General features: G+C 71.6%; 26 protein-coding genes. 11 read left to right on the forward strand and 15 right to left on the reverse strand.

Annotation, left to right across the window (positions count from 1 at the left end; genetic code table 11):
* The 3 genes from IH25_RS0128315 to ctaE all read right to left on the reverse strand — a co-directional run.
* Positions 1 to 692, reverse strand: a 692-nt coding sequence (locus IH25_RS0128315) for a hypothetical protein (protein ID WP_030616640.1), incomplete at its 3' end; no start/stop codon positions are given.
* Positions 689 to 1,501, reverse strand: coding sequence for a cytochrome bc1 complex diheme cytochrome c subunit (gene qcrC, locus IH25_RS0128320; protein ID WP_030616643.1), 813 nt, complete (start codon positions 1,499 to 1,501; stop codon positions 689 to 691). The genes qcrC and IH25_RS0128315, both read right to left, overlap by 4 nt.
* Before the next feature lie 62 nt (positions 1,502 to 1,563).
* Entirely contained in the window at positions 1,564 to 2,184 is a 621-nt protein-coding gene (ctaE, locus tag IH25_RS0128325) for an aa3-type cytochrome oxidase subunit III (protein WP_030616646.1), read from the reverse strand.
* 154 nt (positions 2,185 to 2,338) lie between these two features.
* On the opposite strand from ctaE, the gene IH25_RS0128330 reads away from it, so the two are divergent.
* Positions 2,339 to 2,740, forward strand: a complete 402-nt coding sequence (locus IH25_RS0128330; RefSeq protein ID WP_030616649.1) for a response regulator — start codon at positions 2,339 to 2,341, stop codon at positions 2,738 to 2,740.
* Positions 2,741 to 2,821: 81 nt separating this feature from the next.
* On the opposite strand, the gene IH25_RS0128335 is transcribed toward IH25_RS0128330, so the two are convergent.
* The 4 genes from IH25_RS0128335 to ctaC form a co-directional block, all read right to left on the reverse strand.
* Positions 2,822 to 4,084: a L,D-transpeptidase gene (locus IH25_RS0128335; RefSeq protein WP_030616651.1), complete on the reverse strand. Its 1,263-nt coding sequence runs from the start codon at positions 4,082 to 4,084 to the stop codon at positions 2,822 to 2,824.
* 130 nt (positions 4,085 to 4,214) lie between these two features.
* On the reverse strand, positions 4,215 to 4,613 hold the full coding sequence (locus IH25_RS0128340) for a cytochrome c oxidase subunit 4 (RefSeq protein WP_030616654.1): 399 nt from the start codon (positions 4,611 to 4,613) through the stop codon (positions 4,215 to 4,217).
* Positions 4,610 to 6,343 carry an aa3-type cytochrome oxidase subunit I gene (ctaD, locus tag IH25_RS0128345; RefSeq protein ID WP_030616657.1) on the reverse strand — a complete coding sequence of 578 codons (1,734 nt, stop codon included), beginning with the start codon at positions 6,341 to 6,343 and terminating at the stop codon, positions 4,610 to 4,612. Before ctaD ends, IH25_RS0128340 begins: the two co-directional genes overlap by 4 nt.
* Positions 6,340 to 7,299 carry an aa3-type cytochrome oxidase subunit II gene (ctaC, locus tag IH25_RS0128350; RefSeq protein WP_030616660.1) on the reverse strand — a complete coding sequence of 320 codons (960 nt, stop codon included), beginning with the start codon at positions 7,297 to 7,299 and terminating at the stop codon, positions 6,340 to 6,342. Before ctaC ends, ctaD begins: the two co-directional genes overlap by 4 nt.
* A 258-nt stretch (positions 7,300 to 7,557) precedes the next feature.
* Between ctaC and IH25_RS0128355 the strand changes: the two genes are divergently transcribed.
* On the forward strand, positions 7,558 to 8,934 hold the full coding sequence (locus IH25_RS0128355) for a cysteine desulfurase/sulfurtransferase TusA family protein (protein ID WP_030616663.1): 1,377 nt from the start codon (positions 7,558 to 7,560) through the stop codon (positions 8,932 to 8,934).
* Positions 8,935 to 8,948: 14 nt separating this feature from the next.
* Here the strand turns inward: IH25_RS0128355 and IH25_RS0128360 are convergent, their stop codons facing one another.
* Complete coding sequence (locus IH25_RS0128360; RefSeq protein WP_030616667.1) at positions 8,949 to 9,923, reverse strand: carbohydrate kinase family protein; 975 nt, start codon at positions 9,921 to 9,923, stop codon at positions 8,949 to 8,951.
* 129 nt (positions 9,924 to 10,052) lie between these two features.
* Here IH25_RS0128360 and IH25_RS0128365 point away from each other — a divergent pair, with 129 nt between their 5' ends.
* Together IH25_RS0128365 and IH25_RS0128370 are read left to right on the forward strand one after the other, a co-directional pair.
* On the forward strand, positions 10,053 to 10,262 hold the full coding sequence (locus tag IH25_RS0128365; RefSeq protein WP_030616669.1) for a hypothetical protein: 210 nt from the start codon (positions 10,053 to 10,055) through the stop codon (positions 10,260 to 10,262).
* Positions 10,263 to 10,359: 97 nt separating this feature from the next.
* Positions 10,360 to 11,853 carry a hypothetical protein gene (locus tag IH25_RS0128370; protein ID WP_051754165.1) on the forward strand — a complete coding sequence of 498 codons (1,494 nt, stop codon included), beginning with the start codon at positions 10,360 to 10,362 and terminating at the stop codon, positions 11,851 to 11,853.
* A gap of 82 nt (positions 11,854 to 11,935) precedes the next feature.
* Here IH25_RS0128370 and IH25_RS0128375 read toward each other — a convergent pair whose 3' ends face one another.
* Positions 11,936 to 12,292 (reverse strand): iron-sulfur cluster assembly accessory protein, encoded by a 357-nt coding sequence (locus IH25_RS0128375; RefSeq protein ID WP_030340884.1) that lies wholly within the window; start codon positions 12,290 to 12,292, stop codon positions 11,936 to 11,938.
* A gap of 272 nt (positions 12,293 to 12,564) precedes the next feature.
* On the opposite strand from IH25_RS0128375, the gene nadA reads away from it, so the two are divergent.
* On the forward strand, positions 12,565 to 13,749 hold the full coding sequence (gene nadA, locus IH25_RS0128380) for a quinolinate synthase NadA (RefSeq protein ID WP_030616673.1): 1,185 nt from the start codon (positions 12,565 to 12,567) through the stop codon (positions 13,747 to 13,749).
* 62 nt (positions 13,750 to 13,811) lie between these two features.
* On the opposite strand, the gene IH25_RS0128385 is transcribed toward nadA, so the two are convergent.
* The 3 genes from IH25_RS0128385 to IH25_RS0128395 all read right to left on the reverse strand — a co-directional run bounded on the left by IH25_RS0128385 (position 13,812) and on the right by IH25_RS0128395 (position 18,938).
* Positions 13,812 to 16,910 carry an efflux RND transporter permease subunit gene (locus tag IH25_RS0128385; RefSeq protein WP_030616677.1) on the reverse strand — a complete coding sequence of 1,033 codons (3,099 nt, stop codon included), beginning with the start codon at positions 16,908 to 16,910 and terminating at the stop codon, positions 13,812 to 13,814.
* A gap of 133 nt (positions 16,911 to 17,043) precedes the next feature.
* Entirely contained in the window at positions 17,044 to 17,724 is a 681-nt protein-coding gene (locus IH25_RS0128390; RefSeq protein ID WP_030616679.1) for a response regulator, read from the reverse strand.
* Positions 17,721 to 18,938 (reverse strand): sensor histidine kinase, encoded by a 1,218-nt coding sequence (locus IH25_RS0128395; protein ID WP_030616681.1) that lies wholly within the window; start codon positions 18,936 to 18,938, stop codon positions 17,721 to 17,723. Before IH25_RS0128395 ends, IH25_RS0128390 begins: the two co-directional genes overlap by 4 nt.
* A gap of 164 nt (positions 18,939 to 19,102) precedes the next feature.
* Here IH25_RS0128395 and IH25_RS0128400 point away from each other — a divergent pair, with 164 nt between their 5' ends.
* The gene (locus IH25_RS0128400; RefSeq protein WP_030616685.1) at positions 19,103 to 19,594 is read left to right on the forward strand and encodes an EF-hand domain-containing protein; all 492 of its coding nucleotides are present in this window, start codon (positions 19,103 to 19,105) and stop codon (positions 19,592 to 19,594) included.
* A 127-nt stretch (positions 19,595 to 19,721) separates the two neighbouring features.
* Positions 19,722 to 21,086 carry a hypothetical protein gene (locus IH25_RS0128405; RefSeq protein ID WP_030616688.1) on the forward strand — a complete coding sequence of 455 codons (1,365 nt, stop codon included), beginning with the start codon at positions 19,722 to 19,724 and terminating at the stop codon, positions 21,084 to 21,086.
* Positions 21,087 to 21,092: 6 nt separating this feature from the next.
* Here IH25_RS0128405 and pspAA read toward each other — a convergent pair whose 3' ends face one another.
* Complete coding sequence (gene pspAA / locus IH25_RS0128410) at positions 21,093 to 21,371, reverse strand: PspA-associated protein PspAA (protein WP_030616691.1); 279 nt, start codon at positions 21,369 to 21,371, stop codon at positions 21,093 to 21,095.
* A 33-nt stretch (positions 21,372 to 21,404) separates the two neighbouring features.
* Complete coding sequence (locus IH25_RS0128415) at positions 21,405 to 22,196, reverse strand: PspA/IM30 family protein (protein ID WP_078844462.1); 792 nt, start codon at positions 22,194 to 22,196, stop codon at positions 21,405 to 21,407.
* A 304-nt stretch (positions 22,197 to 22,500) separates the two neighbouring features.
* Between IH25_RS0128415 and IH25_RS0128420 the strand changes: the two genes are divergently transcribed.
* From IH25_RS0128420 to IH25_RS0128430, 3 genes are all read left to right on the forward strand, one after another.
* On the forward strand, positions 22,501 to 23,097 hold the full coding sequence (locus tag IH25_RS0128420) for a DUF3043 domain-containing protein (protein ID WP_030616695.1): 597 nt from the start codon (positions 22,501 to 22,503) through the stop codon (positions 23,095 to 23,097).
* An 83-nt stretch (positions 23,098 to 23,180) separates the two neighbouring features.
* The gene (locus tag IH25_RS0128425) at positions 23,181 to 23,882 is read left to right on the forward strand and encodes a class I SAM-dependent methyltransferase (RefSeq protein WP_030616698.1); all 702 of its coding nucleotides are present in this window, start codon (positions 23,181 to 23,183) and stop codon (positions 23,880 to 23,882) included.
* 56 nt (positions 23,883 to 23,938) lie between these two features.
* Positions 23,939 to 25,027: a S1C family serine protease gene (locus IH25_RS0128430; RefSeq protein ID WP_030616701.1), complete on the forward strand. Its 1,089-nt coding sequence runs from the start codon at positions 23,939 to 23,941 to the stop codon at positions 25,025 to 25,027.
* Between the two features lie 55 nt (positions 25,028 to 25,082).
* Here the strand turns inward: IH25_RS0128430 and IH25_RS0128435 are convergent, their stop codons facing one another.
* Positions 25,083 to 25,295: a hypothetical protein gene (locus tag IH25_RS0128435; protein WP_030616705.1), complete on the reverse strand. Its 213-nt coding sequence runs from the start codon at positions 25,293 to 25,295 to the stop codon at positions 25,083 to 25,085.
* Between the two features lie 79 nt (positions 25,296 to 25,374).
* Here IH25_RS0128435 and IH25_RS0128440 point away from each other — a divergent pair, with 79 nt between their 5' ends.
* Positions 25,375 to 26,577 carry a bifunctional adenosylcobinamide kinase/adenosylcobinamide-phosphate guanylyltransferase gene (locus IH25_RS0128440; RefSeq protein WP_030616706.1) on the forward strand — a complete coding sequence of 401 codons (1,203 nt, stop codon included), beginning with the start codon at positions 25,375 to 25,377 and terminating at the stop codon, positions 26,575 to 26,577.
* The last annotated feature ends 23 nt before the right edge of the window (positions 26,578 to 26,600 follow it).

The following is a 26,600-nucleotide window of genomic DNA, read 5'->3' on the forward strand; positions in this document are numbered from 1 at the left end:
CCGTCGGGCATGGCGAAGGTCAGCGAGCCGACGGCCACGTCCTCGGGACGCAGCGGCTGGTTGGTGTTCATGTTGACCAGGCGCTTGCCCTTGGCCCACATCGTTTCCCGCAGCTTCGTCTTCGGCGCCGGGCCGAGACCGCCCAGCAGCATCACGCCGGAGAGCGGCACCAGCGCCATCGCGCCGAACATGGTGTTGCGGATCAGCTTGCGGCGCCCGAAGCCGGACTCCGCGGCACCCTGGCGGAAGTCCGCGTGGACCTTCGCCCGCACCTCCGGCGAGGCCTCGATCGGGTGCCGGTCGTCGGCGATCTCCACGTCCGACATCAGGGTGCGCGCCCAGTGGACCGCGCCCGCGCCGATGCAGAACAGCGCCACGCCCAGCGTCAGACCCAGCGCGAAGTTCATCGCGCTCAGGTGCCCGATCGGGAAGACGAAGATCGACTTGTCGTTCGGGATCGCCAGGTACGAGACGATGAAGCCGATGGTGGCCAGCATCGACACCGTGAACAGGAACGCCACCGCGCGCTCGGACCGCTTGGCGGCCCGCTCGTCGACGTCCTGGATCCGGTGCTCGTGCGGGGGCAGCCCCGGGTCCGCGAACGGGTTCTCCTCGTCCGCGGTCGCTACCGCGCCGTGTGCGTGGTCCTGCTCAGCGGGCAGGTTCTCTTCAGGAATGTCTTGGCTACTCATGACTTCTTGGCCTTTGCGGTCCGAGCGGCGACCCAGACGGCGACCGCGATCAGCGTGCCGAGGCCGAAGATCCAGCCGAACAGACCCTCGCTGACCGGCCCGAGGCCGCCCAGCTCCAGACCACCCGGGTTCTCCGTCTTGTCACCGTTGACCGCGTTCAGGTACGCGATGATGTCCTTCTTGTTCTTCTCCGACATCGTGGTGTCGGGGAAGGACGGCATGTTCTGCGGGCCGGTCTGCATGGCCTCGTAGATGTGCTTCGGAGCGACACCCTCCAGCGTCGGGGCGAACTTGCCCTTGGTCAGGGCACCGCCCTTGCCGGTGAAGTTGTGGCACTGCGCGCAGTTGGTGCGGAACAGCTCGCCGCCCTTGGCGATGTCCGCGCCGTCGGGGCCGTACTGCTGCTTGGTGGGCACGCTCGGGCCGGCGCCCAGCGACGCGATGTACGCGGCGAGCTGGTCGATCTGGGCCTGCGTGTAGGTGGGCTTCTTGCGCGGGACCTGGGCGCCCTGCGAGGTCGCGGCGGGCATACGGCCGGTGCCGACCTGGAAGTCGACGGCCGCGGCGCCGACGCCGACGAGGCTCGGGCCGTCGGAGGAGCCCTGGCCACCGGTGCCGTGGCAGCTGGCGCAGCCGACCTCGTAGAGCTTCTTGCCCTCCTTGATGGTCAGGGACTGGGAGGATTCATCAGCCTGCGCCTTGCCCGCGGGCGCGAACGCGGCGTACAGCCCCCCAGTGGCCGCCAGCGCGAGGAGTAGGACGACGACCGCCGCCAGCGGATGGCGTCGTCGTGCGGAGAGCTTTTTCACGGATTACCCCGGTGTCAGGATCTTCTGCGTCGGTGCTTCTGGATGTGCGGGAGCGATCCCCGCTACTTGATCAGGTAGATCGTGGCGAAGAGGCCGATCCAGACGACATCGACGAAGTGCCAGTAGTAGGACACGACGATGGCGGCGGTCGCCTGCTCGTGAGTGAACCTCTTGGCCATGTAGGTACGGCCGAGGACCAGCAGGAAGGCGATGAGGCCGCCCGTCACGTGCAGGCCGTGGAAGCCGGTGGTCAGGTAGAACACCGAGCCGTACGGGTCCGAGGACAGCGAGATGCCGTCCTTCTTCACCAGCTCGGTGTACTCGTAGATCTGACCGCCGATGAAGATCGCGCCCATGATGAAGGTCAGGATGAACCAGCCACGGAGCTTCTTCACATCGCCGCGCTCGGCCGCGAACACGCCGAGCTGGCAGGTGAGGGAGGAGAGCACCAGGATCGTGGTGTTCGTCGCGGAGAAGGGCACGTTGAGCGCGTGCGCCATCTCCTTCCAGTGATCCGGTCCGGTCACCGACCGGAGGGTGAAGTACATCGCGAAGAGGGCCGCGAAGAACATCAGCTCGGAACTCAGCCAGATGATGGTTCCGACGCTGGTGAGGTTCGGCCGATTGACCGACGGGTGCGCGTGCCCGGTTTCTACTGTCGTTGCTGTCGCCACGACCGACATTATGTCGGTCGCTTATCTCGCGCTCACTCCGGGGGGTGCCGTTCGGAGTGTTGCCGCCCGCCGAACCGGTGCTGACGTGGTGTTCGGGGGAGTAGCATCCGCCCAGACGGCCCTGCCCGTCCCGTCCGTACGACGCCGACGTCCCGGAGGAACAATGCAGCCGACCGCCACGGTGCTGGTCTATAGCGACGACTCCACCACTCGCGAGCAAGTACGGCTGGCCGCCGGGCGCCGGCCCGCCCCCGACGTCCCCTTGGTGGAGTTCGTGGAGTGCGCGACCCCGGAGGCGGTGATCCGGGAGCTGGGCAAGGGGGGCATCGACGTCTGCGTGCTGGACGGCGAAGCCGTGCCGATGGGCGGCATGGGCGTGTGCCGGCAGATCAAGGACGAGGTGTTCGGCTGCCCGCCGGTGCTGCTGCTCATGGGACGGCCGCAGGACGCGTGGCTGGCCACGTGGAGCCGTGCGGACGCGGCGGTGACGCTGCCGGTGGATCCGGTGGAGTTCGCCTCCGCGCTGGCCTCCCTGCTGCGTCGGAAGAGGCTCGTGAGCGCCTAGGAGCCCGGGGCGCGAGGAGCGTGCGCGCGGGCGGCCCGGTGGGGTCGTCTCGCGCCGTTCCCCGCGCCTCTTCCGGGGCGTTTACGCCGCCCTCGGCTGGAGGCGTACCGCCTCCGCCGGTGGTGGGGCGTCGGGGGCCTTGTTCGTCAGGGCGCTGCCCGTGCGCCACTTCTTCCAGTCGACGTTCCAGTCGCCGAAGCCGTTGCCGAAGGGCTCCATGGTCTGGCCCTGGGAGTTGACGACCCTGACGATGTCGCCCTCGCGGATGTTGTCGTAGAGCCACTCGGCGTTGGACGTGCTCATCCCGACGCAGCCGTGGCTGACGTTCTCGTAGCCCTGCGAGCCGACGGACCACGGGGCGGCGTGGACGTACTCGCCGGACCAGGTGACCCGGGTGGCGTAGTACACCGGCAGGTCGTAGGAGTCCGAGGTGCCCTCCGCGATGCCGACCGTGGTGCCGCGCATCCGTACGAAGTACTGCTTCTCCAGTACGACCTTGACGCCGTTGCGGGTCTCGAAGCCGGTCTTGCCGGTGGTGACCGGGATCTGCTCGATGGGCTGGTCGTTCCTGTAGTACGTCAGCTGGTGCGCGGCGGCGTCCGTGACGACCTCGACCTTGTCCCCCGTGGTGATCTTCAGCGGCTTGGACGTGCCGCCCCACAGCCGGTCGCCCACGCGGACGCCGTCCAGGTTGCTGTGCACCCGGACGGTCGCGTGGACCGGCCAGTACTCCTTGGGGCGGTAGTGGAGTTCCTTGTCGTTCACCCAGTACCAGGAGCCGGGCACGGCCGGCACGGACTCCACCCGCAGGCCCCGCTCCACGACGGCGCGCTGCGCCTTGTCCTTGATCCCCTGGTCGAGTTGGGCCGTGATGGGCTGTCCGACGCCGTAGGTGCCCGTGCCCGGCCCGAAGGTGACGCCCAGGCGCTTCTTGCCGGCGGGCTTGCTGGTGTCGAACGTGAGAGTTCTGCGGCCGGGCGCGCCGTCCTCGTCCTCGGTGCTCACCGTGACCGTGTAGTGGGCGTTCGCGGCCAGCGGGGAGGTGCTGTGCCAGCGGCTGCCGTCGGCGGCCAGTTCGCCCGTCACATAGCGTCCTGTGGAATCCCGGGCGGTGACGTCCGTGATCCGGCCCTCGCCGCTGTTGGCGGTGACCTCCAGGGGCTTGTCCGGGTCGGCTCGCCCGCCCGCTTCGGTGGGGCCGTTGAAGGAGATCAGGTCCGCTGCGTCGTACGGCCTGGCCGACAGGGGGTTGCCGTCCGAACCGCAAGCGGTGACGCCCGCACCGAGGGCGGTCACCAGCAGGGTGCAGCCGATGACGGTACGGGTCCGCACAGTGTGGTTCATATGATCACGCTATGAGATCAAATGATTACTGGCACGGCGGGTCACTCATCCGAGCGAACGATGCTCCGGCAAACGAGTGGAGCCCGGACCCTCCGTGAGGAAGGTCCGGGCTCCCGGTGCGTCCGGCGCCCTACTGGGTCCGGTTCTCACCGTGGTAGTACTCGAACACCCAGCCGAACAGGCCGATCAGGATGAACGGGGCGGAGAAGTAGATCAGCCACCAGCCGACCGCGATGCTGAGGAAGGCGATCGCACCGCCGAAGCCCAGCATGAGCGGCTGCCAGCTGTGCGGGCTGAAGAAGCCCAGCTCGCCCGCGTCGTCCGCGACGTCGGCCTCCTTGTCGTCCTGGGCGCCCGCGTCGACCCGCCGGGCGGTGAAGCCCAGGTAGAAGCCGATCATGACGGCCAGGCCGAAGGCCAGGAAGAGCGCGGTGGTACCGGCCGGCTCCTTCGACCACACGCCATACACGATGGCCATGATCAGGATGAAGACGCTCAGCCAGATGAACATCCGACCCTGGATCTTCACTTGCCGGCCTCCTTGCTGCCCGCGACGGCGGTGCCGTGACCGGCGTGCTCAAGCTGTTCGAGCGCGGCGATCTCGGGGTGGTGCAGATCGAACGCCGGGGATTCGCTGCGGATCCGCGGCAGGGTGAGGAAGTTGTGCCGCGGCGGCGGGCAGGAGGTCGCCCACTCCAGGGAGCGGCCGTAGCCCCACGGGTCGTCCACGCCGACCGGCTTGCCGTACTTGGCCGTCTTCCAGACGTTGTAGAGGAACGGCAGGATCGACAGGCCGAGCAGGAAGGAGCTGATGGTCGACACCGTGTTCAGCGCGGTGAAGCCGTCGGCGTTCAGGTAGTCGGCGTACCGGCGCGGCATGCCCTCGGCGCCCAGCCAGTGCTGGACCAGGAAGGTGCCGTGGAAGCCGATGAACAGCGTCCAGAAGGTGATCTTGCCGAGGCGCTCGTCCAGCATCTTGCCGGTCCACTTCGGCCACCAGAAGTGGAAGCCGGAGAACATGGCGAAGACGACCGTACCGAAGACCACGTAGTGGAAGTGGGCCACCACGAAGTACGAGTCGGAGACGTGGAAGTCCATCGGCGGCGAGGCCAGGATGACACCGGTCAGACCACCGAACGTGAAGGTGATCAGGAAGCCGGTGGCCCAGAGCATCGGCGTCTCGAAGGACAGCGAGCCCTTCCACATCGTGCCGATCCAGTTGAAGAACTTCACACCGGTCGGCACGGCGATCAGGAAGGTCATGAAGGAGAAGAACGGCAGCAACACCCCGCCGGTGACGTACATGTGGTGGGCCCACACGGTCACGGACAGACCGGCGATCGCGATCGTCGCGGCGATCAGGCCCATGTAGCCGAACATCGGCTTACGGGAGAACACCGGGATGACTTCGGAGATGATGCCGAAGAACGGCAGGGCGATGATGTACACCTCTGGGTGTCCGAAGAACCAGAAGAGGTGTTGCCACAGCAGTGCGCCGCCGTTGGCCGCGTCGAAGATGTGGGCGCCGAACTTGCGGTCCGCCTCCAGGGCGAACAGCGCGGCGGCCAGCACCGGGAAGGCCAGCAGGACCAGCACACCGGTCAGCAGCACGTTCCACACGAAGATCGGCATGCGGAACATGGTCATGCCCGGGGCACGCATGCAGATGATCGTGGTGATGAAGTTGACCGAGCCGAGGATCGTGCCGAAGCCGGAGAAGGCCAGACCCATGATCCACATGTCGGCGCCGACGCCCGGCGAGCGGACCGCGTCCGACAGCGGGGAGTAGGCGAACCAGCCGAAGTCGGCAGCACCCTGCGGGGTGAGGAAGCCGGCCACCGCGATGAGCGAGCCGAACAGGTACAGCCAGTAGGCGAACATGTTCAGCCGCGGGAACGCCACGTCGGGCGCGCCGATCTGCAGCGGCATGATCCAGTTGGCGAAACCGGCGAACAGCGGCGTCGCGAACATCAGCAGCATGATCGTGCCGTGCATCGTGAACGCCTGGTTGAACTGCTCGTTCGACATGATCTGCAGGCCCGGACGGGCCAGCTCGGCGCGCATGATGAGCGCCATCACGCCACCGATCAGGAAGAACGCGAACGACGTCGCCAGATACAGCGTGCCGATCGTCTTGTGGTCGGTGGTCGTCAGCCACTTCACCACGACATTGCCGGGTTGCTTGCGCCTGACCGGCAGCTCGTCGGCGTACGAGCCTTCAGCTGCCGCGGCACCCTGGGGTTCGTTGAGGATGCTCACAGGTTGTTCGTCTCCCGGTTCTTCTCGTGGCTCGTCTGCGCGATGCCGGCGGGAATGTAACCGGTCTGCCCCTTCTTGGCGAGGTCCTTGAGGTGCTGCTCGTAACGCTCGGGGGAGACGACCTTCACGTTGAACAGCATCCGGGAGTGGTCGACGCCGCAGAGCTCGGCACACTTGCCGAGGAAGGTGCCCTCCTTGTTGGGGGTCACCTGGAAGGCGTTGGTGTGGCCCGGGATGACGTCCTGCTTCATGAGGAACGGCACCACCCAGAAGGAGTGGATGACGTCACGCGAGGTCAGGACGAAGCGGACCGTCTTGCCCTTGGGGAGCCAGAGCGTCGGACCGGGGTTGTTCGTCTGCGGGTTCCGCGTGCCGGGCGTACCGACGTCGTAGACACCGCCGGCGTTCGCCGGGAACTGGTCCTTGAACCGGTCCGGAATGGCGTCCAGGTTCTTGTCGGTCTTGGCATCGCCGGTGGAACCGGGGACGTTCTCGATGTAGTTGAAGCCCCAGCTCCACTGGAAGCCGACCACGTTGACCGTGACGTCGGGCTTCTTGGAGGTGTCCAGGAGCTTCGACTCGTCCCGGGCCGTGAAGTAGAAGAGCACCGAGATGATGATGATCGGGACCACGGTGTACAGGGCCTCGATCGGCATGTTGTACCGGGTCTGCGGAGGAACCTCGACCTTGGTGCGGCTGCGCCGGTGGAAGAAAGCACTCCACAGGATCAGGCCCCACACCAGCACGCCGACGGCGAGCGCGGCAGCCCAGGAGCCCTGCCACAGGGAGAGGATCCGCGGAGCCTCTTCCGTGGTCGGGGTGGGCATGCCAAGGCGGGGGAAGTCCTTGTATGTGCAACCGGTTGCGGTCGCCAGGACCAGGCCCGCGGTCAGTGCCTGCAGCAGCTTCCGCCGCATCGGGCGCCGCGGCGAGCGGTCGGAGCCGTTGGGACTCACGTAGCGCCTTCCCGAGAGTCTCGCCCGCGCGGTCGGCTGCGGCCTTCTCGCTGGTCGGTCGCCGCCCTGCGTCGGGCAGGGGTTTGGATGTTTATGCGGACCAAACCCTAGCCCACCCTCTCCGAGGGTTCGCGAGGAGGGGTGCCTACTGGGTGGGGTGGTTCGCTTGATTGGCGGCCGAGGGTGCGTCGTGGCTGGTCGCGCCGCGCCTCGCGCCCCTGGAAGACGCCGCTCTGACCGGCGGTTTAGCGTTGCCGTATGGCCTACTTTGATGCTGCTTCCGCCGCTCCTCTCCATCCCGTGGCCCGTCAGGCGTTGTTGGCCTCTTTGGATGACGGGTGGGCCGATCCCGCGCGGCTGTACCGGGAGGGGCGCAAGGCGCGGATGCTGCTGGACGCGGCCCGGGAGGCGGCCGCGGAGGCCGTCGGCTGCCGGGCGGACGAGGTGGTGTTCACGCCCTCCGGGACGCGGGCCGTACACACCGGGATCGCGGGGGCGTTGGCCGGACGGCGGCGGGTGGGACGCCACCTGATCGTGTCCGCCGTCGAACACTCCTCCGTACTCCATTCGGCGGAGGCGTGGGAGGCGGACGGCGGGACCGTCACCCGGGTGGCCGTCAACCGGGCGGGAGCGGTCGACCCCTCGGGGTACGCGGAGGCGCTCCGGGCGGACACCGCGCTGGCCTGCCTTCAGTCGGCCAACCACGAGGTGGGCACCGAGCAGCCGGTGGCCGAGGTGGCCGAGGTGTGCCGGACCGCCGGGGTGCCGCTGCTGGTGGACGCGGCGCAGTCGCTGGGCTGGGGGCCGGTCGGGGGCGACTGGTCGCTGCTGGCGGCCAGCGCGCACAAGTGGGGCGGGCCCTCGGGGGTGGGGCTGCTCGTCGTCCGCAAGGGGGTGCGGTTCGCCGCCCAAGGGCCGGTGGACGAGCGGGAGTCGGGCCGGGCGCCCGGCTTCGAGAACATCCCGGCCGTCGTGGCGGCCGTGGCCTCGCTGCGCGCGGTACGGGCGGAGGCGGCCCGGGAGGCGGTACGGCTGCGGGAGCTGACGGAGCGGATCCGGGCCCGGGTGCCGGAGCTGGTGCCGGACGTGGAGGTGGTCGGCGACGCCGGGCGCCGGCTGCCCGGGATCGTCACCTTCTCCTGCCTCTACGTGGACGGCGAGGCCCTGTTGCACGAGCTGGACCGGGCCGGCTTCTCGGTCTCCTCCGGCTCCTCGTGCACGTCGAGCACGCTGACGCCCAGCCATGTACTGAAGGCGATGGGGGTGCTGAGCGAGGGCAACGTCCGGGTCTCGCTGCCGCCCGGCACGGCGGAGGAGGACGTGGAGCGGTTCCTCCAGGTGCTGCCGGGGGCGGTGGCGGGCGTCCGGGAGAAGCTGGGCGCACCGGCCCCGGCGACGGCCGTCCGGGCCGGGGAACTGCTCGTCGACTCCCTCGGCAAGCGCTGCCCGATCCCGGTCATCGAGCTGGCGAAGGTGTTCGGCGAGGTCCCGGTGGGCGGCCTCGTACGGGTCCTGTCGGACGACGAGGCGGCCCGCCTGGACATCCCGGCCTGGTGCCAGATGCGGGGGCAGGAGTACGTGGGCGAGGAACCGGCGGAACGAGGGACGGCGTACCTGGTCCGCCGGGTGAGCTGACCGCCCCGCGGACCTCAGCTCAGGTGGGCCCGGACTTCCGCCCCCGCCTCGTCGCCGTACGCCTTCACGAAGCGCTCCATGAAGTGGGTCCGCCGCAGCTGGTACTCCTGCGTGCCCACGGTCTCGATGACCAGCGTGGCGAGCATGCACCCGATCTGCGCCGCGCGCTCCAGCGAGACGCCCCAGGCCAGCCCGGACAGGAAGCCCGCGCGGAAGGCGTCGCCGACGCCGGTGGGGTCGGCCTTGCGCTCCTCCTCGGGGCAGCCGACCTCGATCGGGTCCGCGCCGGTCCGCTCGATGCGTACGCCCCGCGAGCCGAGCGTGGTGACCCGGTGGCCGACCTTGGACAGGATCTCCGCGTCGCTCCAGCCGGTCTTGGACTCGATGAGCCCCTTCTCGTACTCGTTGGAGAACAGGTAGGTGGCGCCCTCCAGCAGTATCCGGATCTCCTCGCCCTCCATCCGGGCGATCTGCTGGGAGAAGTCGGCGGCGAACGGGATGTTCCGGGAGCGGCACTCCTCGGTGTGGCGGAGCATCGCCTCCGGGTCGTCGGCGCCGATGACGACCAGGTCGAGGCCGCCCACGCGGTCCGCGACGGTCTTCAGCTCGATGAGCCGGGCCTCGCTCATCGCGCCGGTGTAGAAGGAGCCGATCTGGTTGTGGTCGGCGTCGGTGGTGCACACGAAGCGGGCGGTGTGCAGGGTCTCGGAGATGCGGACCGAGTCGGTGTCCACGCCGTGCCGGTCGAGCCAGGCGCGGTACTCGTCGAAGTCGAAGCCGGCGGCGCCGACCAGGATCGGGCGGGTGCCGAGCTGGCCCATGCCGAAGGCGATGTTGGCGGCGACGCCGCCGCGGCGGACGTCGAGGTTGTCGACCAGGAAGGAGAGCGAAACCGTGTGCAGCCGGTCCGCGACGAACTGGTCGGCGAAGCGGCCGGGGAAGGTCATGAGGTGGTCGGTGGCGATGGAGCCGGTGACTGCGATGCGCACGACGGGGATTCTCCTGGGGAGGCTGGATTGACAGTTCACGCTACCGGTTCGGCCGCACTCACTGAAGCTGACGAAACTACCCGATAGTAGATCTTTCTTGGCGGGCGCCGCCGTGCGTACGGTGCGCTCATGACGAACCCCGAGGTCTTCTCCTCCGCCCCGGCCGAGCCCGACGGCGGCCTCGCCTCCCTGTGGGGCGACTGCGCCCGGATGGTTCCGCACTGGGCGGCCCCACAGCGGGCCGAGTCCCGTCCGGTGTCCCCGTCCCGTATCCACGGGGTGTCCGTGCCGGCGCGGTCCGCGCGGCTGCTGGACGCGATGTCGGACTACGGCGACTGACCCGGGCACGCCCTCGGGAACCGCGCGCCGCCGTCCCGCGTCCCATCGCCGTCCCCCGCGCGGGGAGCGCGGGACACGACCAGCGAGGAGCGATGCGGTGAACACCGAGCACCCCGAAGACTTGGGCGCCCCGGAGCGCCACGGGACCGGGCGGACGAGGCGGCACCCCACCGCGCTCGTCGTCTCCGTCGCCACCGCCGCCGTGCTGCTCGTCGGCGGCGGCGGGGCCTACCTGGCGGCCGGCGACCAGGGCGAATCCACAGACGGCCCGGCCGCGCCCGCGGGGGCCACCTCTCCCCCGCCGCTCGCCCTGGACGGCCGGACCGGTTCCGGCACCGGCGGTATCGCGCCCGGCGAGCCCGATCCGTCCGGCGCCCGGTACGTGGCCGCCGGGGCACTGCCGGACGGGCCCGGCTCGGCACCGGTGTACGGGCCGGGGGCCGAGGTCGGCCGGGAGCGGGTGGCGCGGCTGGCGCGGGCGCTCGGCATGGACGGGACCCCGGTGGCCGAGGGGCGGATCTGGCGGGTCGGCGGCCAGGACGGCTCCGGACCGGCGCTGACGGTGCACCGGGACGCGCCGGGCGGCTGGTCGTACAGCCGGTACGCGCCCGGCACCGACAACTGCCGCAAGGTGACCGTCTGCTCCCCCGGCCCGGGCGCCCCGGCCGGCGATCCGGTGAGCGCGGCCGACGCCGGGCGGGCGGCGGCGCCGGTGCTGGCGGCGGCCGGGCTGACGGGCGCGCGGACCGACGCGGGCCGGGTCGTGGGCGGCCGGCGGGTGGTGAACGCCGATCCGGTGGTGGGCGGGCTGCCCACGTACGGCTGGACGACCGGCCTGACCGTCGGTCGCGGGGGCGAACTGCTCGACGGCCACGGGCTGCTGGCGGCGCCGGTGAAGGGGGACACGTATCCGGTGCTGGGCGCGGCGCGCACGCTGGAGCTGCTGAACGGGGCGGCCGGGGGCGGGCACCGGACGGGGATCGGCGGGTGCGCGAGCCCGGTGCCGCTGAAGGACCGGCTGGAGCAGCCGTGCGGGGCGTCCACGGGGGTGCCGAAGCGGACGCGGGAGACGGTCACCGTGGACAAGGCGGTGTTCGGGCTGGCCGCGCACTCGGTGGGCGGGCGGCAGACGCTGGTGCCGTCCTGGCTGTTCCGGGTACGGGGGGCCGGCGGGGGCGAGGCGTTCACGGTGACGCATCCGGCGGTCGACCCGGCGTACCTGACACCGGCGTCCCCGTCCGCTTCCGCGTCCCCGTCCGCCGCGCCCGCGCCCGCGCCGTCCGGGAAGAGCCGGAGCGTGCCGGTGACCTCGTACTCGGCCGACGGGCGGACGCTGAGGGTGGGGTTCTCCGGCGGGGTGTGCGCCGACTACCGGGTCTCGGCGCGGGAGAGCCGCGACCGGGTGACGGTGACGGTCACCGAGACGCCCTGGCCCGACCGGGTGTGCGTGCTGCTCGCCAAGGAGTACGTGAAGACGGTGACGCTCGACGCGCCGCTGGACGGGCGGACGGTGGCCGGCGCGGACGGCCTGGAGATCCCCGAGGCCGGGCCGGACGCGCTGCGGCCGGACGCGTCGGCGCGACCGCGCTGACCCGGCGCGCGGGTTCCCGGCGGACGAAGGCGGCGGCCCCCGGGAGGGGACCGCCGCCTTTACCGTCCGGTGTCGGCTCGGCTCAGCTGAAGGAGTCGCCGCAGGCGCAGGAGCCGGTCGCGTTCGGGTTGTCGATCGTGAAGCCCTGCTTCTCGATCGTGTCCACGAAGTCGACGGTGGCGCCGCCGAGGTACGGAGCGCTCATGCGGTCCGTGACGACCTTGACCCCGCCGAAGTCCTTCACGACGTCGCCGTCGAGCGAGCGCTCGTCGAAGAAGAGCTGGTAGCGCAGGCCGGAGCAGCCGCCGGGCTGGACGGCGACGCGCAGCGCGAGGTCGTCGCGGCCTTCCTGGTCGAGCAGGGCCTTGACCTTGGCCGCGGCGGCGTCGGTCAGGATGATGCCGTCGGTGACGGTGGTGGTCTCGTCCGATACGGACATCTACATCTCTCCCGGGTTGTACGGAGACTGCTTGCCGACGTATGCAACCGGCGCTGCCGCGGTTTCATTCCGGGGCGGGCGATCGCGCTGTCGCGTTGTCGCGTTTTCTGTGGCTTCCTCATGCTCGCACATGGCCCGTCGGGGGGACAGCGGCCCGGAGAGGGGCCCCTACGGGATTCACGTCACATCGACGCTATGGCCATCGTCAAAGTGACATGAAGCGGTTATGATGGATAGCGTCAGTTAGACGAAAAGTAGAAAGGGTGCGTGCCGTGACCACCGCCCAGACCCCGGAGCTCGACGTGCAGCCGAGTCCGCTCGCCCTGCTGCTGCTCGGCCGTGAGGCCGACCCGAAGAGCGAGCGGGGCGTCGAGTGTCCCGGCGACCTGCCGTCGCCGTCCGACCCCGACCTGGTCGAACGCGCCCGCGCGGCCAAGGAGAAGCTCGGCGACAAGGTCTTCGTGCTCGGCCACCACTACCAGCGCGACGAGGTCATCCAGTTCGCCGATGTCACGGGTGACTCCTTCAAGCTGGCCCGGGACGCCGCCGCGCGCCCGGAGGCCGAGTACATCGTCTTCTGCGGTGTGCACTTCATGGCCGAGTCGGCGGACATCCTGACGTCCGACGACCAGAAGGTGGTCCTGCCCGACCTGGCCGCCGGCTGCTCCATGGCGGACATGGCGACGGCCGAGCAGGTCGCCGAGTGCTGGGACGTGCTGACCGAGGCCGGGATCGCCGAGCAGGTCGTCCCCGTCTCTTACATGAACTCCTCCGCCGACATCAAGGCGTTCACCGGCAAGCACGGCGGCACGATCTGCACCTCCTCCAATGCCAAGCGGGCGCTGGACTGGGCGTTCGAGCAGGGGGAGAAGGTGCTCTTCCTGCCGGACCAGCACCTGGGCCGCAACACCGCCGTCCGGGACATGGGGATGTCCCTGGACGACTGCGTGGTCTACAACCCGCACAAGCCCAACGGCGGCCTGACCGCCGACGAGCTGCGGGCCGCGAAGATGATCCTCTGGCGCGGCCACTGCTCGGTGCACGGCCGTTTCAGCCTGGACTCGGTCAACGACGTGCGCGAGCGCATCCCCGGGGTGAACGTCCTGGTGCACCCCGAGTGCAAGCACGAGGTCGTGGCGGCGGCGGACTACGTCGGCTCGACCGAGTACATCATCAAGGCCCTGGAAGCCGCCCCGGCCGGCTCCAAGTGGGCCATCGGCACCGAGCTGAACCTGGTCAGGCGGCTGGCGAACCGTTTCGCGCCCGAGGGCAAGGAGATCGTCTTCCTCGACAAGACGGTCTGCTTCTGCTCGACCATGAACCGCATCGACCTGCCCCATCTGGTCTGGGCGCTGGAGTCGCTGGCCGAGGGCAACCTGGTCAACCGGATCGAGGTCGAAAAGGAGACGGAGGCGTTCGCCAAGCTGGCGCTGGAGCGGATGCTGGCGCTGCCGTAACCTCCGGCGGTACGACGTGAGAAAGGGGCCGCACCCGAGGGTGCGGCCCCTTTCCGCCGTGACTAGACCCCGGCCGGCTCCGGCGTCCGGTCCGCGTCCGGCCGCCGCTTCGCCGCCCGCTTCTCCGCCCGGCGCTCCTTGCGCAGCTCCAGCATCGCGTAGAGCGTCGGGACGAGGAGCAGGGTCAGCAGGGTGGAGGTGATCAGGCCGCCGATGACGACCACGGCGAGCGGCTGGGCGATGAAACCGCCCTCGCCGGTGACGCCCAGGGCCATCGGGAGCAGGGCGAAGATGGTCGCCAGCGCCGTCATCAGGATCGGGCGGAGCCGGTGCCGGCCGCCCTCGACCACGGCGTCCACCACCCCGTAGCCCTGGGACCGGTACTGGTTGATCAGGTCGATCAGCACGATCGCGTTGGTCACCACGATGCCGATCAGCATCAGCATGCCGATCATCGCGGGCACGCCCATCGGGGTGCCGGTGGCCACCAGCAGGCCGATGGCGCCGGTCGCCGCGAAGGGGATGGAGACCAGCAGGATCAGCGGCTGGGCGAGCGAGCGGAACGTCGCGACCAGCAGCAGGAAGACGATCGCGATGGCCGCCAGCATGGCCAGGCCCAGGTTCTTGAACGCGTCGTCCTGGTCGGAGGAGACACCGCCGATCTCGGCCGTGGCGCCCGCCGGGAGCTTCAGCGCCTTGATCCTCGACTGGAGCTTGCCGCTGATCGTGCCCGTGTTGTCACCCGTCGGCCGGGCGGTGACGGTGGCCGCGCGCTGCCCGTCGATCCGGGTCATGGACACCGGGCCGTCGACCAGCTTCACCGTGGCGATGTCACCGAGCTTCACCGGCCCGAGGCGCAGGTTCCTCAACTGTGCCAGCGTGGTCGCGGGCTTCGCGGACCGTACGACGACGTCCCGCTCGGTGTCGTCCAGGACCGCCTTGGCCGCGGTCGTGCCGCGCACCGCCTGTGCCACCGCCGCGCCGAGCTTCCGGTCGTCGAACCCGGCTGCCGCCGCCTTCGCGTTGGCCCTGACCGAGATCCGCGGCACGCTCTGCGCGAGGTCGCTGGTGACGTCGGTGACGTGGTCGAGGCCGGCGACCGCGCCGCGGACCTGCTCCGCCGCCGTGCGCAGCGCCTTCGGGTCGGATGCCTTGACCACGACGCTCAGGTCCTGGCTGCCGAAGCCGTCACCGGCCGAGACGGTGGTCGTCCCGATGCCGTCGAGCTTCTTCAGCCCGTCCTCCAGGTGCCGCTGCACCTCGTCGTAGGAGGCGGAGTCCTCCAGCATCACCTGGTACGACGCCTGGTTGGTGTCGGTGCCGCCGCCGAAGGCCGCCAGCAGGCCGGAGGAGCCGACGGTGACCTGGTAGTCCTTCACCCCCTCGGTGGAGGCCAGCAGCTTCTCCACCCGCCGGGCCTGCGCGTCGGTGGCCGCCAGGCTGGTGCCGGGCTTCAGCTTCTGCTTGACCGTGAGGACCTCCTGCTCGCCCTGGTCGAAGAAGTTCGTCTTCAGCAGACCGGACATGCCGAAGGTGACGACCAGGACGACGATCGCGATGAGCACGCTGGTCAGCCGGCGCCGGGTGGCGAACCGCAGCACGGGGACGTAGGCGCGCTGGAGGCGGCTGTTCGCCTCCTTCTCCTCGGCCTTGCGGCGGGCCTCCGCGGCGTCTCCGGGGGTGCCCTTGGGGGCGCGCAGGAACCAGTACGACAGCACCGGCACGACCGTCAGCGACACCAGCAGGGAGGCCAGCAGGGCCGCCGTCACGGTGATGCTGAACGAGCCGAACAGGGCGCCCACCATGCCGCCGACCAGGCCGATCGGCAGGAACACGGCGACCGTGGTGAGGGTGGAGGAGGTGACCGCGCCGGCCACCTCGCGCACCGCGGTGAGGATGGCCTCCTTGCGTTCCTCGCCGTAGCCGAGGTGCCGCTTGATGTTCTCCAGGACCACGATCGAGTCGTCCACGACCCGGCCGACGGCGATGGTCAGCGCGCCGAGGGTGAGCATGTTCAGCGACAGGCCGCGGGTCCACAGCACCAGCAGGGCGAGGACCACGGACAGCGGGATGGACACCGCCGTGACCAGGGTCGAGCGGACCGACGCCAGGAAGACCAGGATGACCAGGACCGCGAAGAGCAGGCCGAGCGCGCCCTCGGTGGTCAGGCCCTTGATGGACTTCGACACGGCCGGGCCCTGGTCGCTGACCACCGTGAGCCGCGCGCCGGAGCCGAGGTCCGCGCGCAGTGCGGGCAGCTTGTCCTTGACCGCGTCCGAGATGGAGACCGCGCTGCCGTCGTGGGCCATCGTGACGTTGACGGCGAGGCTGGGCCGGCCGTCGGTGCGGGCGAGGGAGTCGGCCGGGGCCGGCCGCTCCTCGACGCGGGCCACGTCACCGAGGCGGACCGGCCCCGCACCCTGGCCGGTGACCATCAGGTCCTCGATCTGCGTCAGCGAGGTGAAGCCTCCGCCGACCTGGACGGTGCGGTTGGCGCCGCCCTCGTCGAAGGAGCCGGCCGGGACGGTCGCGCCGCCCGCCTGGAGGGCCTGGCCGAGGTCGGCGGCGGTGAGCCGGGCACGGGCGAGCTTCGCGTCGTCCGGGGTGACGGTGACCTGGCGGTCGCGGACGCCCATGACCTGCACCCGGCCGACGCCGTCGATGTCCTTCAGGGCCGGGACCACCGTGGTGTCGAGCTGGTCCGCGAGCGCCTGCTGGTCCTTGTCGGAGGTGACGGCCAGGACCACGGTCGGCAGATCGTCGGTGGACCCGGAGACCACCTGGGGGTCGACGTCGTCCGGGAGCTGATGGCGGGCCCGGTTCACCGCCTGCTGGACGTCGGCGACGATGCGCTCGGTGTCGTTGCCGTAGTCGAAGGACGCCATGATCACGGCGTTGCCCTCGCTCGCGGTGGAGGTGACACCGGTGACGCCGTCGACGCCCTGGAGGTTGTCCTCGATGGGCTCGACGACCTGCTTCTCGACCACGTCGGGCGAGGCGCCCTGGTACGGCGCGATCACCGACACCATGGGCAGTTCTATGGTGGGCAGCAGCTGCTGTTTGATCTGGGGTATCGCGATCAGCCCGAAGGCGAGCGCGACCAGCGACACGAGCCCGACGAGGGCCCGTTGCGCGAGGCTGAAGCGGGACAGCCAGGACATGGATCAGGTTCTCTCATCCGGGAGCGGCAGGAGTCTTTCACCACCCTGGGCCATCCCGGACGGCCCTGCCGTAGGCCCCAGGTCCCGTTCCCCGCCGGGCCCCTACTCCGCGCGCAGTACGCGCGGGTGGAGATCAGTCCATCCTCGGACGGACCAGCCCGGACTCGTACGCGATGACGACGAGCTGTGCCCGGTCCCGCGCGCCCAGCTTGGCCATGGCCCGGTTGACGTGCGTCTTCACCGTGAGCGGGCTGACCGCGAGGCGCTCGGCGATCTCGTCGTTGGAGTGTCCGCCGGCCACCTGGACGAGGACTTCCCGCTCCCGGCCGGTGAGGGTGGCGAGCCGCTCGGCGCGGGCGGGGTCGGGCGCGGCGCCGGTGCCGCCCTGGGCGAGGAAGCGGGCGATGAGGCCCTTGGTGGCGGCCGGGGAGAGCAGGGCCTCCCCGCCGGCCGCGACCCGGATCGCGGTCAGCAGCTCCTCCGGCTCGCTGCCCTTGCCGAGGAAGCCGGAGGCGCCGGCGCGCAGCGCCTGGACCACGTAGTCGTCCACCTCGAAGGTGGTCAGGATGACCACGCGGACCTGGGCCAGGGCGGGGTCGGCGCCGATCTCCCGGGTGGCGGCGAGGCCGTCGGTGCCCGGCATCCGGATGTCCATCAGGACGACGTCGGGGGCGTGCGCGCGGGCCAGCCGGACCGCCTCCGCGCCGTCGGACGCCTCCCCCACCACCTCCATGCCGGGCTCGGAGTCGACCAGCACCCGGAACGCGCTGCGCAGCAGTGCCTGGTCGTCGGCGAGCAGGACACGGATGGTCATACGGGCTCCCCCTGGGCGGTCGTCGGGTGGACCGGCAGGATCGCATGGACGCGGAAGCCGCCTCCGTAGCGGGGTCCGGTGGTCAGGGTGCCGCCGAGGGCGGTGACCCGCTCGCGCATGCCGAGCAGCCCGTGCCCGCCGCCGTCCTCGGGCGCGCCGGGCCCGCCCTCCCCGTCGTCCAGCACGGTGACCTCCAGGTGGGGGCCGACGCGTACGACGCTCACCTCGGCGCGGGCCGCGGGACCGGCGTGTTTGCGCACGTTGGTCAGGGCCTCCTGCACGATCCGGTAGGCGGCCAGGTCGACGGCGGCGGGCAGGTCGCCGGGCCGGTCGGCGCAGGCCACCTCCACCGGCAGGCCGGCGTTGCGGAAGGTGGCCGCCAGCTCGGCCAGGCGGCTCAGGCCGGGGGCGGGCTCGGTGGGCGCCTCGGGGTCGTCGGACTGGCGCAGCAGGCCGACGGTGGCGCGCAGTTCGTTCAGCGCGCTGCGGCCGGCCTCGCGGACGTGGGCGAGGGCCTCCTTGGCCTGGTCGGGCCGCTTGTCCATGACGTGGGCGGCGACCCCGGCCTGCACGTTCACCAGGGCGATGTGATGGGCGACGACGTCGTGCAGGTCGCGGGCGATGCGCAGCCGTTCCTCGGCGACCCGGCGGCGGGCCTCCTCCTCCCGGGTGCGTTCGGCGCGTTCGGCACGGTCCCGGATGGCCTGTACGGCGGCGCGACGGCTGCGTACGGCGTCCCCGGCGGTGGCGCCGATGCCGGTCCAGGCGAGCACGCCGAGGTTCTCCTGCGCGTACCAGGGCAGCGGGCCGGCGAGCATGGCGGCGGCCGTCAGCACGGTCATGGTGAGCAGGCCGAGCCGCCAGGTGGTGGGGCGGTCGGTGGTCGCGGCGACGGTGTACAGGGCGACGACGGCGGACATCGCGACCGGGGCGCGCGGGTCGCCGGTGACGCACTCGACCACGGAGAGGGTGCCGGTGAGAGCGAGCACGGCGCGGGGCCGGCGGCGGCGGAAGACCAGCGCGACGGCGCCGAGCAGCATCAACAGCAGGCTGAGGGCGTCCGGGGTGTGCACGCCCCAGGTGACGCCGTGCCCGTCCCTCGGCACCACGAAGGAACCGGCGACCATGCACACCAGGACGCCGGCGGCCAGGGCGGCGTCCAGGGCGAGGGGGTGGGCCTTCAGACGGCACCGGGCGCGTTCGAGAGTGCTCACCCAGGAACAGTACGGCGCTCCTCCGGCCCGGTGACCCGGGGTGGCGGGCTCCCGGGTCGCCCGATCGGGTGATCACCGGGTGTACGTCCGTTGCGGCGCTCCGCTCCTTCGGCAGCCTGGGGCCGCACGTGACCGGCGAGACCTATGAGAACGGGTGAGAAGCCATGGTGACCCAGGCCGAGCGCGACCACTTCCAGACGCTGTTCAGGCAGCTCGACACCGACGGGGACGGGAAGATCGCGCAGGTGGACCTCGACCACCTGGTGCAGACGACGCTGATGCGGTCCGGCACCTTCCCGGGCAGCGAGCGCTGGCGGCGCGTCACCGACCTCGGCAACCGGCTCTGGGACGAACTGCGCGCCGGGCTGGACACCGACCAGGACGGCACGGTCTCGGCCCGCGAGTTCGTCACCGCCTACCGCCGCCCCGAGTTCCTGGAGCGGACCGCCATTCCCTTCGAGGTCGCCGTGCTGGAGATGTCCGACGAGGACGGCGACGGCAGGGTCTCGGTGACCGAGTGGGTGGCGTGGCAGCAGGCCAAGGGGGTGCCGGTGCACGAGGCCCTGGCGGAGTTCGGGGAGATCGACGCCGACGACGACGGGTACCTCGGCCGGAGCGAGTACACCCGGTACCTGGAGACCCGGTACAAGTCCTAGGAGCGCCGGGCGCACCTCTCCCGCTGTTGGGCGCGCCGTCGGCCGGCCGACCACCGGCCGTCAGGCCCCGTTGGTCCGGCCCGCTCAGCCTTTCCCCTCGACACCGCCCCTCGAGGAAAGGCCTCCCGTGCGCCCACGCTCACCGCTCTGGTCCGCCGCCGCGCTCGCCCTGCTGGCGGCGGCCGCCACGCCCGCGCACGCCGTCACCTACGGCACGCCCACGATCAAGCTGTCGGCCGGGTATCTGTCCGGTGCCGTCGGCGCCACCGGCGACCCCGCCGTCACCGTGACCGTGGCCCAGAACGGTGCCGACGCCTCCGCCCTGACGGTCACCGCGACCGGGAGCAGCAGGAGCACCGTGGCCGCCACCACCGACGTCCGGGTCACCGGCACCGGTGGCAGCCGGAGCGTCGCCGTCACCGCGCACGCCCAGGGCTACACCGACCTCACGCTGAAGGTGACCGGTCTCGGCGGCAGGACGGCCACCACCACCCTGCACTACGCGGCCTCACCGGCGGTCGCGCACAGCGCCGACGCCCGCTATCTCACCGGTGCCGCGGACGCCTCGGCAGCCGTCGACGCGGGCGGCGGGTACCTCCTCGTCGCCAACGACGAGGACAACACCCTGCGCCTGTACGACGGCACGGTCTCCGGCGCCCCGGTGCGGACCTGGGACCTCGACGGCGCGCTGGACGCGGACAAGGAGGTCGACATCGAGGGCGCGGCCCGGGTCGGGAACACCGTCTACTGGACGGGTTCGCTGGGCAACAACAAGGACGGCGAGTACCGGCCGGACCGCAACACGGTGTTCACCACGACCCTCTCCGGGTCGGGTGCCGCCACCCGGCTGTCGTTCGGCACCGCCGGGCACCGGCTCCGCGACGACCTGGTGGCCTGGGACGAGGCCCACGGCGACCGGTACGGTTTCGCCGCCGCCACCGCCGAGGGGCAGGACCCGAAGCGGGCCGACGGCTTCAACGTGGAGGGGCTGGAGTTCGCGCCGGGCTCCGCCACCACCGCCTACGTCGGCTTCCGCGCCCCGCTGGTGCCGCCGCGGGCGGGCGGGAAGGCGCTGCTGGTACCGGTGACGAACATGGACCAGGTGGCACGCGGGAGCGAGGCGGTGTTCGGGACGCCGGTCGAGCTGGACCTCGGCGGGCTGTCGGTCCGGGATCTGCGCCGCGACGACCGGGGCCGGTACCTGGTCCTCGCCGGGTCCTGGGCCGCCGAGGACAACAGCGCCCCCTACGCCCTGTTCTCGTGGGACGGGACGGCCGGGCACCAGCCGGTGAAGCTGCTGGACCTGCCGACCTCGGACGCCGGCGGCTGGGAGTCCGTGGTGTCCGTGCCCGACCTGACCGCCGCCGGGGCACGGGTGCGGCTGATCACGGACGACGGGGCCGCCGATCTCTACGGCGACGGCACCCAGGCGAAGGACCTCGGCCACCCGGAGTGGCAGAAGTCGCGCACCACGTGGTTCACCGTGAGCTGACCGGGGTCAGCCCGGGATGAGGCCCTCGTCGGTCAGGAGTTCCCGGACCTCTTCCAGGGTCGCGTCGGGTGCCGGCAGGATCAGGTCCGACGGTTCCAGCGCGGCGTCCGGGAGCGGGGTGCCGAGGCGGCGGACGGCGTCCAGCAGCGCGGTGAGCGTGCGACGGAAGCCGTCCTCGTCGCCGCTCTCCATCTCGGCGAGCAGTTCGTCGTCCAGCCTGTTCAGTTCGGCGAGGTGGGCGTCGTCCACCCGCACCTGGCCCTCCCCCATGATCCGTACGATCATGTCGGCCTCCTCGGCTCGGGCCCCGGCGCCCGGCTACTGCTTGTCGAAGCGCGGGGTGTCCTGCGGCTGCTGCTGGGACTGCCCCTGACCCGCGCCGCCCTCGATGGCCTGCTGCGGGGTGCCGCCGGCCAGCTCGGCCTTCATGCGCTGCAGTTCCAGCTCTACATCCGTACCACCGGAGAGCCGGTCCAGCTCGGCCTGGATGTCGTCCTTGCGCATGCCGGAGGGGTCGTCCAGGGCGCCGGAGGCGAGCAGCTCGTCGATGGCGCCGGCCCGGGCCTGCATCTGGGCGGTCTTGTCCTCGGCGCGCTGGATGGCGAGGCCGACGTCGCCCATCTCCTCGGAGATGCCGGAGAACGCCTCGCCGATGCGGGTCTGGGCCTGGGCGGCGGTGTAGGTGGCCTTGAGGGTCTCCTTCTTCGTACGGAAGGCGTCCACCTTGGCCTGGAGGCGCTGGGCCGCCAGGGTGAGCTTCTCCTCCTCGCCCTGGAGGGTGGCGTGCTGCGACTCCAGATCGGTGACCTGCTGCTGGAGCGCGGCCTTGCGGGACAGCGCCTCGCGGGCCAGGTCCTCCCGGCCGAGCGCGAGCGCCTTGCGGCCCTGGTCCTCCAGCTTGGCGGACTGCTGCTGGAGCTGGCCGAGCTGGAGCTCCAGGCGCTTGCGGCTGGTCGCCACGTCGGCGACGCCGCGCCGCACCTTCTGCAGCAGTTCCAGCTGCTTCTGGTACGAGTAGTCGAGGGTCTCGCGCGGGTCCTCGGCCCGGTCCAGGGCCTTGTTCGCCTTCGCGCGGAAGATCATCCCCATACGCTTCATGACACCGCTCATGGGCTTCGCGCGCCCCCTTCTGACGGACTCCAGCTCACCGATCCTGCGACAAGACCCACAGTACGGGCCCTGTCTCCATTACCGCACTGTTCGCGGGGCGATGCGCTCCTCCCCGAGGACGACTGCGGACCGCTCCGCTCCGGCTCAAGGAGTAGGTGACCCCACTCCCCGGCCCCCTGCGCCCTTCCCGCGTCTCCCTGCGCCCTTTCCGCGTCGCCCTCTGTCCTTTTCAGACGTGCGGCGTTGCCGGATCGTTCCCCACCGGGCTGGGTCCATGCCGGTGCAGCCCTTACCCTTGGGATTTGTGTTCCGTAGCCGTGCCAAGGAAGAGAAGGCCCCCGCCACCAAGGCGGCGGTGACCGACTCCAAGCAGCCCCGTGACCCGCAGGCCCCCAAGGGCAGGCCCACGCCCAAGCGCAGTGAGGCCCGTACCCAGCGCCGCAGCGTCGCCCATACGCCGACGAACCGCAAGGAGGCCGCGAAGCGCCAGCGCGAGGAACGGCGGCAGGCCCTGGAACGGCAGCGCCAGGCGCTCGCCAACGGGGACGAGCGCTATCTGCCCGCCCGGGACAAGGGCCCGGTCCGCCGGTTCGCCCGGGACTGGGTCGACTCGCGGTTCAACGTGGCGGAGTTCTTCCTGCCGCTCGCCGTGGTCATCCTGGTGCTGAGCGTGGTGCGGGTCGGCGCGATCCAGAGCCTGGCGCTGCTGCTGTGGCTGATCGTGATCGTGCTGATCGTGCTGGACGCGGCGGTGAGCGGCTTCCGGCTGAAGAAGCGGCTCGCGGAGCGCTTCCCCGGCGAGAACACCCGCGGCGCGGTGGCCTACGCGCTGATGCGGTCCCTCCAGATGCGCCGGCTGCGCCTGCCCAAGCCGCGGGTCAAGCGCGGAGAGCGGCCCTGAACGCCGACGCGTTTCCCGGGGGAGCGTCCCCGGCCCGGCCGCACGAGCTGGGCGGGCTGCGCGACCTCGTGTCCCAGGAGCTGGTGACCCGGCAGCTGGACGAACAGATAGCCGGGCGGTTCCCGGTCGGGCGGCGGCTGCGGGTGCTCGACGTGGGGATGGGCCAGGGCGAGCAGGCGCTGCGGCTGGCCCGGCTCGGCCACGAGGTGACCGGGGTCGAACGGGACCCCAGGATGATCGCCGCCGCCCGCGCGAACCTGGCCCGGGAGCCGGAGGGCATCCGGCAGCGGGTGCGGCTGGTGCAGGGCGACGGCCGGGACACCGGGGTGCACTTCCTGCCCGGCAGCTTCGACGTGGTGCTGTGCCACGCCGTGCTGATGTACGTGGAGGACCCCGATCCGCTGGTGGCGGGGCTGGCCCGGATGCTGGCCCCGGGCGGTCTGCTCTCCCTGCTGGTGCGCAACGGCGACGCGCTCGCCATGCGGCCGGGTCTCACCGGTGACTGGGCGGGCGCCCTGGCCGCCTTCGACACCACCACCTACCGCAACCGGCTGGGCCTGGACGTGCGCGCCGACCGGCTGTCCGCCCTGACCGCCACGCTCGCCGGGATCGCCGCCCCGTTGCAGGCCTGGTACGGCGTCCGGGTCTTCACGGACACGGCGGCGCACAACGCGGCGCTGCCCCAGGACCTGCCGACGCTGCTCGCGGTCGAGGAGCGCGCCGGGCGCACGGACCCCTACCGCGGGGTGGCGGCGCTGCTGCATCTGTGCGGGGTACGGGGCTGAGCCCGTTCGGGGCAAGCGCACGGGACGGCTGATCACCGGGCGGTGACACTCGGGACATGGACGCTTCCCGAATCCGCGCGCGTTCCCCCCGCAGGGCCGTCTTCGCCGCCGCGCTGGCGTGCTGCGCGGCCCTCACCGCCGGCTGCACGGTCCCCGCCGCCCCCGCCGCCCCCGCCGGGCGGGACGCCCCGGCGAGCCCCCAGGCGGCCGTGCCGATGGCCGCGGGCGACTTGCAGAGCCAGTACCTGCGCGTCATCAAGGAGGTGCTGCCCTCGGTGGTACAGATCCAGGCGAGCCGGGACCTGGGCTCCGGGGTGGTGTACGACGACAAGGGGCACATCGTCACCAACGCGCACGTGGTCGGCTCCGAGAAGTCGTTCCAGGTGACCATGCCCAACAACGAGGAACCGCTCACCGCGAGCCTGGTCTACTCCTACCCCGAGCAGGATCTCGCCGTGATCCGGCTGGAGAAGAGGCCGGACGGGCTGAAGCCGGCGGTGTTCGGGGACTCCGAGAAGGTGGCGGTGGGCCAGATCGTGCTGGCCATGGGGTCGCCGCTGGGACTGTCGTCCAGCGTGACCCAGGGCATCGTCTCGGCGACCGGGCGGACCGTCAGCGAGGGCGACTCGGGCGGCGGCACCGGCGCGACCATCGCCAACATGGTGCAGACCTCGGCCGCGATCAACCCGGGCAACAGCGGCGGCGCCCTGGTCGACCTGGAGGGGCGGGTGATCGGCATCCCGACGCTGGCGGCCGTCGACCAGAATCTCGGCGGGGGCGCGGCGCCGGGCATCGGGTTCGCCATCCCCGCGACGATGGTGAAGACGGTCGCCGACCAGATCGTCAAGGAGGGCAAGGTCGTCGACTCCGGGCGGGCGGCCCTGGACATCACCGCGCGGACCTTCGTCGACGACCGCTACCAGCCGGCCGGGGTGACGGTGGTGACCGCCCGTCCGGGCGGCGCCGCCGACAAGGCGGGCCTGAGGCCTGGTGACATCATCACCGGGCTGGGCGGCCGGCGGATCACCACCATCACCTCGCTCGCCGAGGTCCTGGCCACGGCCCGGCCGGGCCGGCGGATGCAGGTGACGTTCGTCCGCGACGGCCGCAGCCGCACGACGCAGGCGACGCTGGGCGAGCAGTGAGCGGCGGCGCGCGGTGAGGAGAGCGGGCCCCTCCCCACCGCCCGGGCCGGTCCGGTCAGGCGTCGGCGCCGTGCAGGCTCATCGGCCCGTAGATCTCGGTGCCCTCCTCGAACAGCCGCACCTGGTCGGCCCCGCCCTCCAGCAGCGCCTTCCAGTTCTCGCCGATCCAGGACTCGGCATCGCCCTGCGTGGTGAACTCCTCGGGCCGGACGGCGGGCTGGACCTCCGTCCCGTCGGCCTTCTCGAACCGCCACGTCCATGCCGTCATACAGGCCTCCTTTGATCCAACACCTGCTGGCAGCCTAGCCGGAAGCGCAAGACCCACCGGGAGGGGCGAAAATCGGTCCGTGGAAATCACTCTGCTCGGTACCGGTGCCCCCGCGGGACTGCCTCGCCCCGACTGCTCCTGCGCCGTCTGCGCGACCGCGCTCGGGCCGCACGCGCGGGCCGCGACCGCGGTGCTCGTGGACGACGCGCTGCTGCTCGACCTCACCCCGGGCGCGGCGTTCGCGGCGGCGCGCGCCGGGCATTCGCTGGGCGGGGTACGGCAGGTGCTGCTGTCGCATCCGCACGACGGCCCGGCGGTGGAGGTGCCGGCCGGGCTGCCGCAGCCCGGCCGGGTGCCGGACGGGCGGGAGTTGGCGCTGCTGACGGGGCATCGGGTGCGGGCGGTGGCGATGGACGCGGGCGGCACCGGGTACGCGGTGACCGGGCCGGAGGGGCAGCGGCTGCTGTATCTGCCGCCGGGCGCGGCACCGGCCGGCCTGGAGCAGGCCACCGCGCAGTCCTACGACATGGTGCTCGCGGACGTCGTGGGCCGCCCGGACGCGCTCGCCCGGCTGCGGGCGGTGGGCTCGGCGGGCCCCACGACGGACGTGGTCGCCGTCCACCTGGACCACGATGTGCCGGCCGGCCCGGAGCTGCGGCGCCGGCTCGCGGCGGCCGGGGCGCGGGCGGTGCCGGACGGTACGACGCTGGTGGTCGGGGCGTACGAGGAGGTGCCGGACGTGCCGCGCCGGACGCTGGTGCTGGGCGGGGCCCGCTCGGGCAAGTCGGTGGAGGCGGAGCGGCGGCTGGAGACGTTCCCGGAGGTGCTGTACGTGGCGACGGGCGGCACGCGCAGCGGGGACACCGAGTGGGCGGCCCGGGTGGCCGCGCACCGGGAGCGGCGGCCGGGGTCGTGGCGTACGGCGGAGACGACCGACCTGGTGCCGCTGCTGGCCGAGGACGGGCCGCCGGTGCTGATCGACTGCCTGTCGCTGTGGCTGGCGGACGTGATGGATTCCGTGGGGGCGTGGGACGACGCGGAGTGGGCGGGCGGGGGCGAGAAGCTGCTGCGGGAGCGCGTACGGGAGCTGGCCGACGCGGTGCGCTCCACCCGGCGGACCGTGGTCGCGGTGTCCAACGAGGTCGGCTCGGGCATCGTCCCCGCGACCGCCTCCGGCCGCCGCTACCGCGACGAACTCGGTCGCGTGAACACGGCGTTCGCGAACGAGTGCGAACAGGTGGTGCTGGTGGTGGCGGGACAGGCGGTGGTGCTGCGGGGCTGAGCGGGGCGCCCCGTAAGGGGCGC

Source organism: Streptomyces achromogenes subsp. achromogenes (genome assembly GCF_000720835.1).
GTDB classification, from domain to species: domain Bacteria; phylum Actinomycetota; class Actinomycetes; order Streptomycetales; family Streptomycetaceae; genus Streptomyces; species Streptomyces achromogenes.

Excerpts from the sequence above, each read along its gene's own strand:
- ctaE (WP_030616646.1), bottom strand. The coding sequence starts at position 2,184 with ATGTCGGTCGTGGCGACAGCAACGACAGTAGAAACCGGGCACGCGCAC.
- IH25_RS0128330 (WP_030616649.1), top strand. The coding sequence starts at position 2,339 with ATGCAGCCGACCGCCACGGTGCTGGTCTATAGCGACGACTCCACCACT.
- IH25_RS0128335 (WP_030616651.1), bottom strand. The coding sequence starts at position 4,084 with ATGAACCACACTGTGCGGACCCGTACCGTCATCGGCTGCACCCTGCTG.
- IH25_RS0128355 (WP_030616663.1), top strand. The coding sequence starts at position 7,558 with ATGGCCTACTTTGATGCTGCTTCCGCCGCTCCTCTCCATCCCGTGGCC.
- IH25_RS0128365 (WP_030616669.1), top strand. The coding sequence starts at position 10,053 with ATGACGAACCCCGAGGTCTTCTCCTCCGCCCCGGCCGAGCCCGACGGC.
- IH25_RS0128375 (WP_030340884.1), bottom strand. The coding sequence starts at position 12,292 with ATGTCCGTATCGGACGAGACCACCACCGTCACCGACGGCATCATCCTG.
- IH25_RS0128385 (WP_030616677.1), bottom strand. The coding sequence starts at position 16,910 with ATGTCCTGGCTGTCCCGCTTCAGCCTCGCGCAACGGGCCCTCGTCGGG.
- IH25_RS0128390 (WP_030616679.1), bottom strand. The coding sequence starts at position 17,724 with ATGACCATCCGTGTCCTGCTCGCCGACGACCAGGCACTGCTGCGCAGC.
- IH25_RS0128400 (WP_030616685.1), top strand. The coding sequence starts at position 19,103 with ATGGTGACCCAGGCCGAGCGCGACCACTTCCAGACGCTGTTCAGGCAG.
- pspAA (WP_030616691.1), bottom strand. The coding sequence starts at position 21,371 with ATGATCGTACGGATCATGGGGGAGGGCCAGGTGCGGGTGGACGACGCC.
- IH25_RS0128415 (WP_078844462.1), bottom strand. The coding sequence starts at position 22,196 with ATGAGCGGTGTCATGAAGCGTATGGGGATGATCTTCCGCGCGAAGGCG.
- IH25_RS0128430 (WP_030616701.1), top strand. The coding sequence starts at position 23,939 with ATGGACGCTTCCCGAATCCGCGCGCGTTCCCCCCGCAGGGCCGTCTTC.
- IH25_RS0128435 (WP_030616705.1), bottom strand. The coding sequence starts at position 25,295 with ATGACGGCATGGACGTGGCGGTTCGAGAAGGCCGACGGGACGGAGGTC.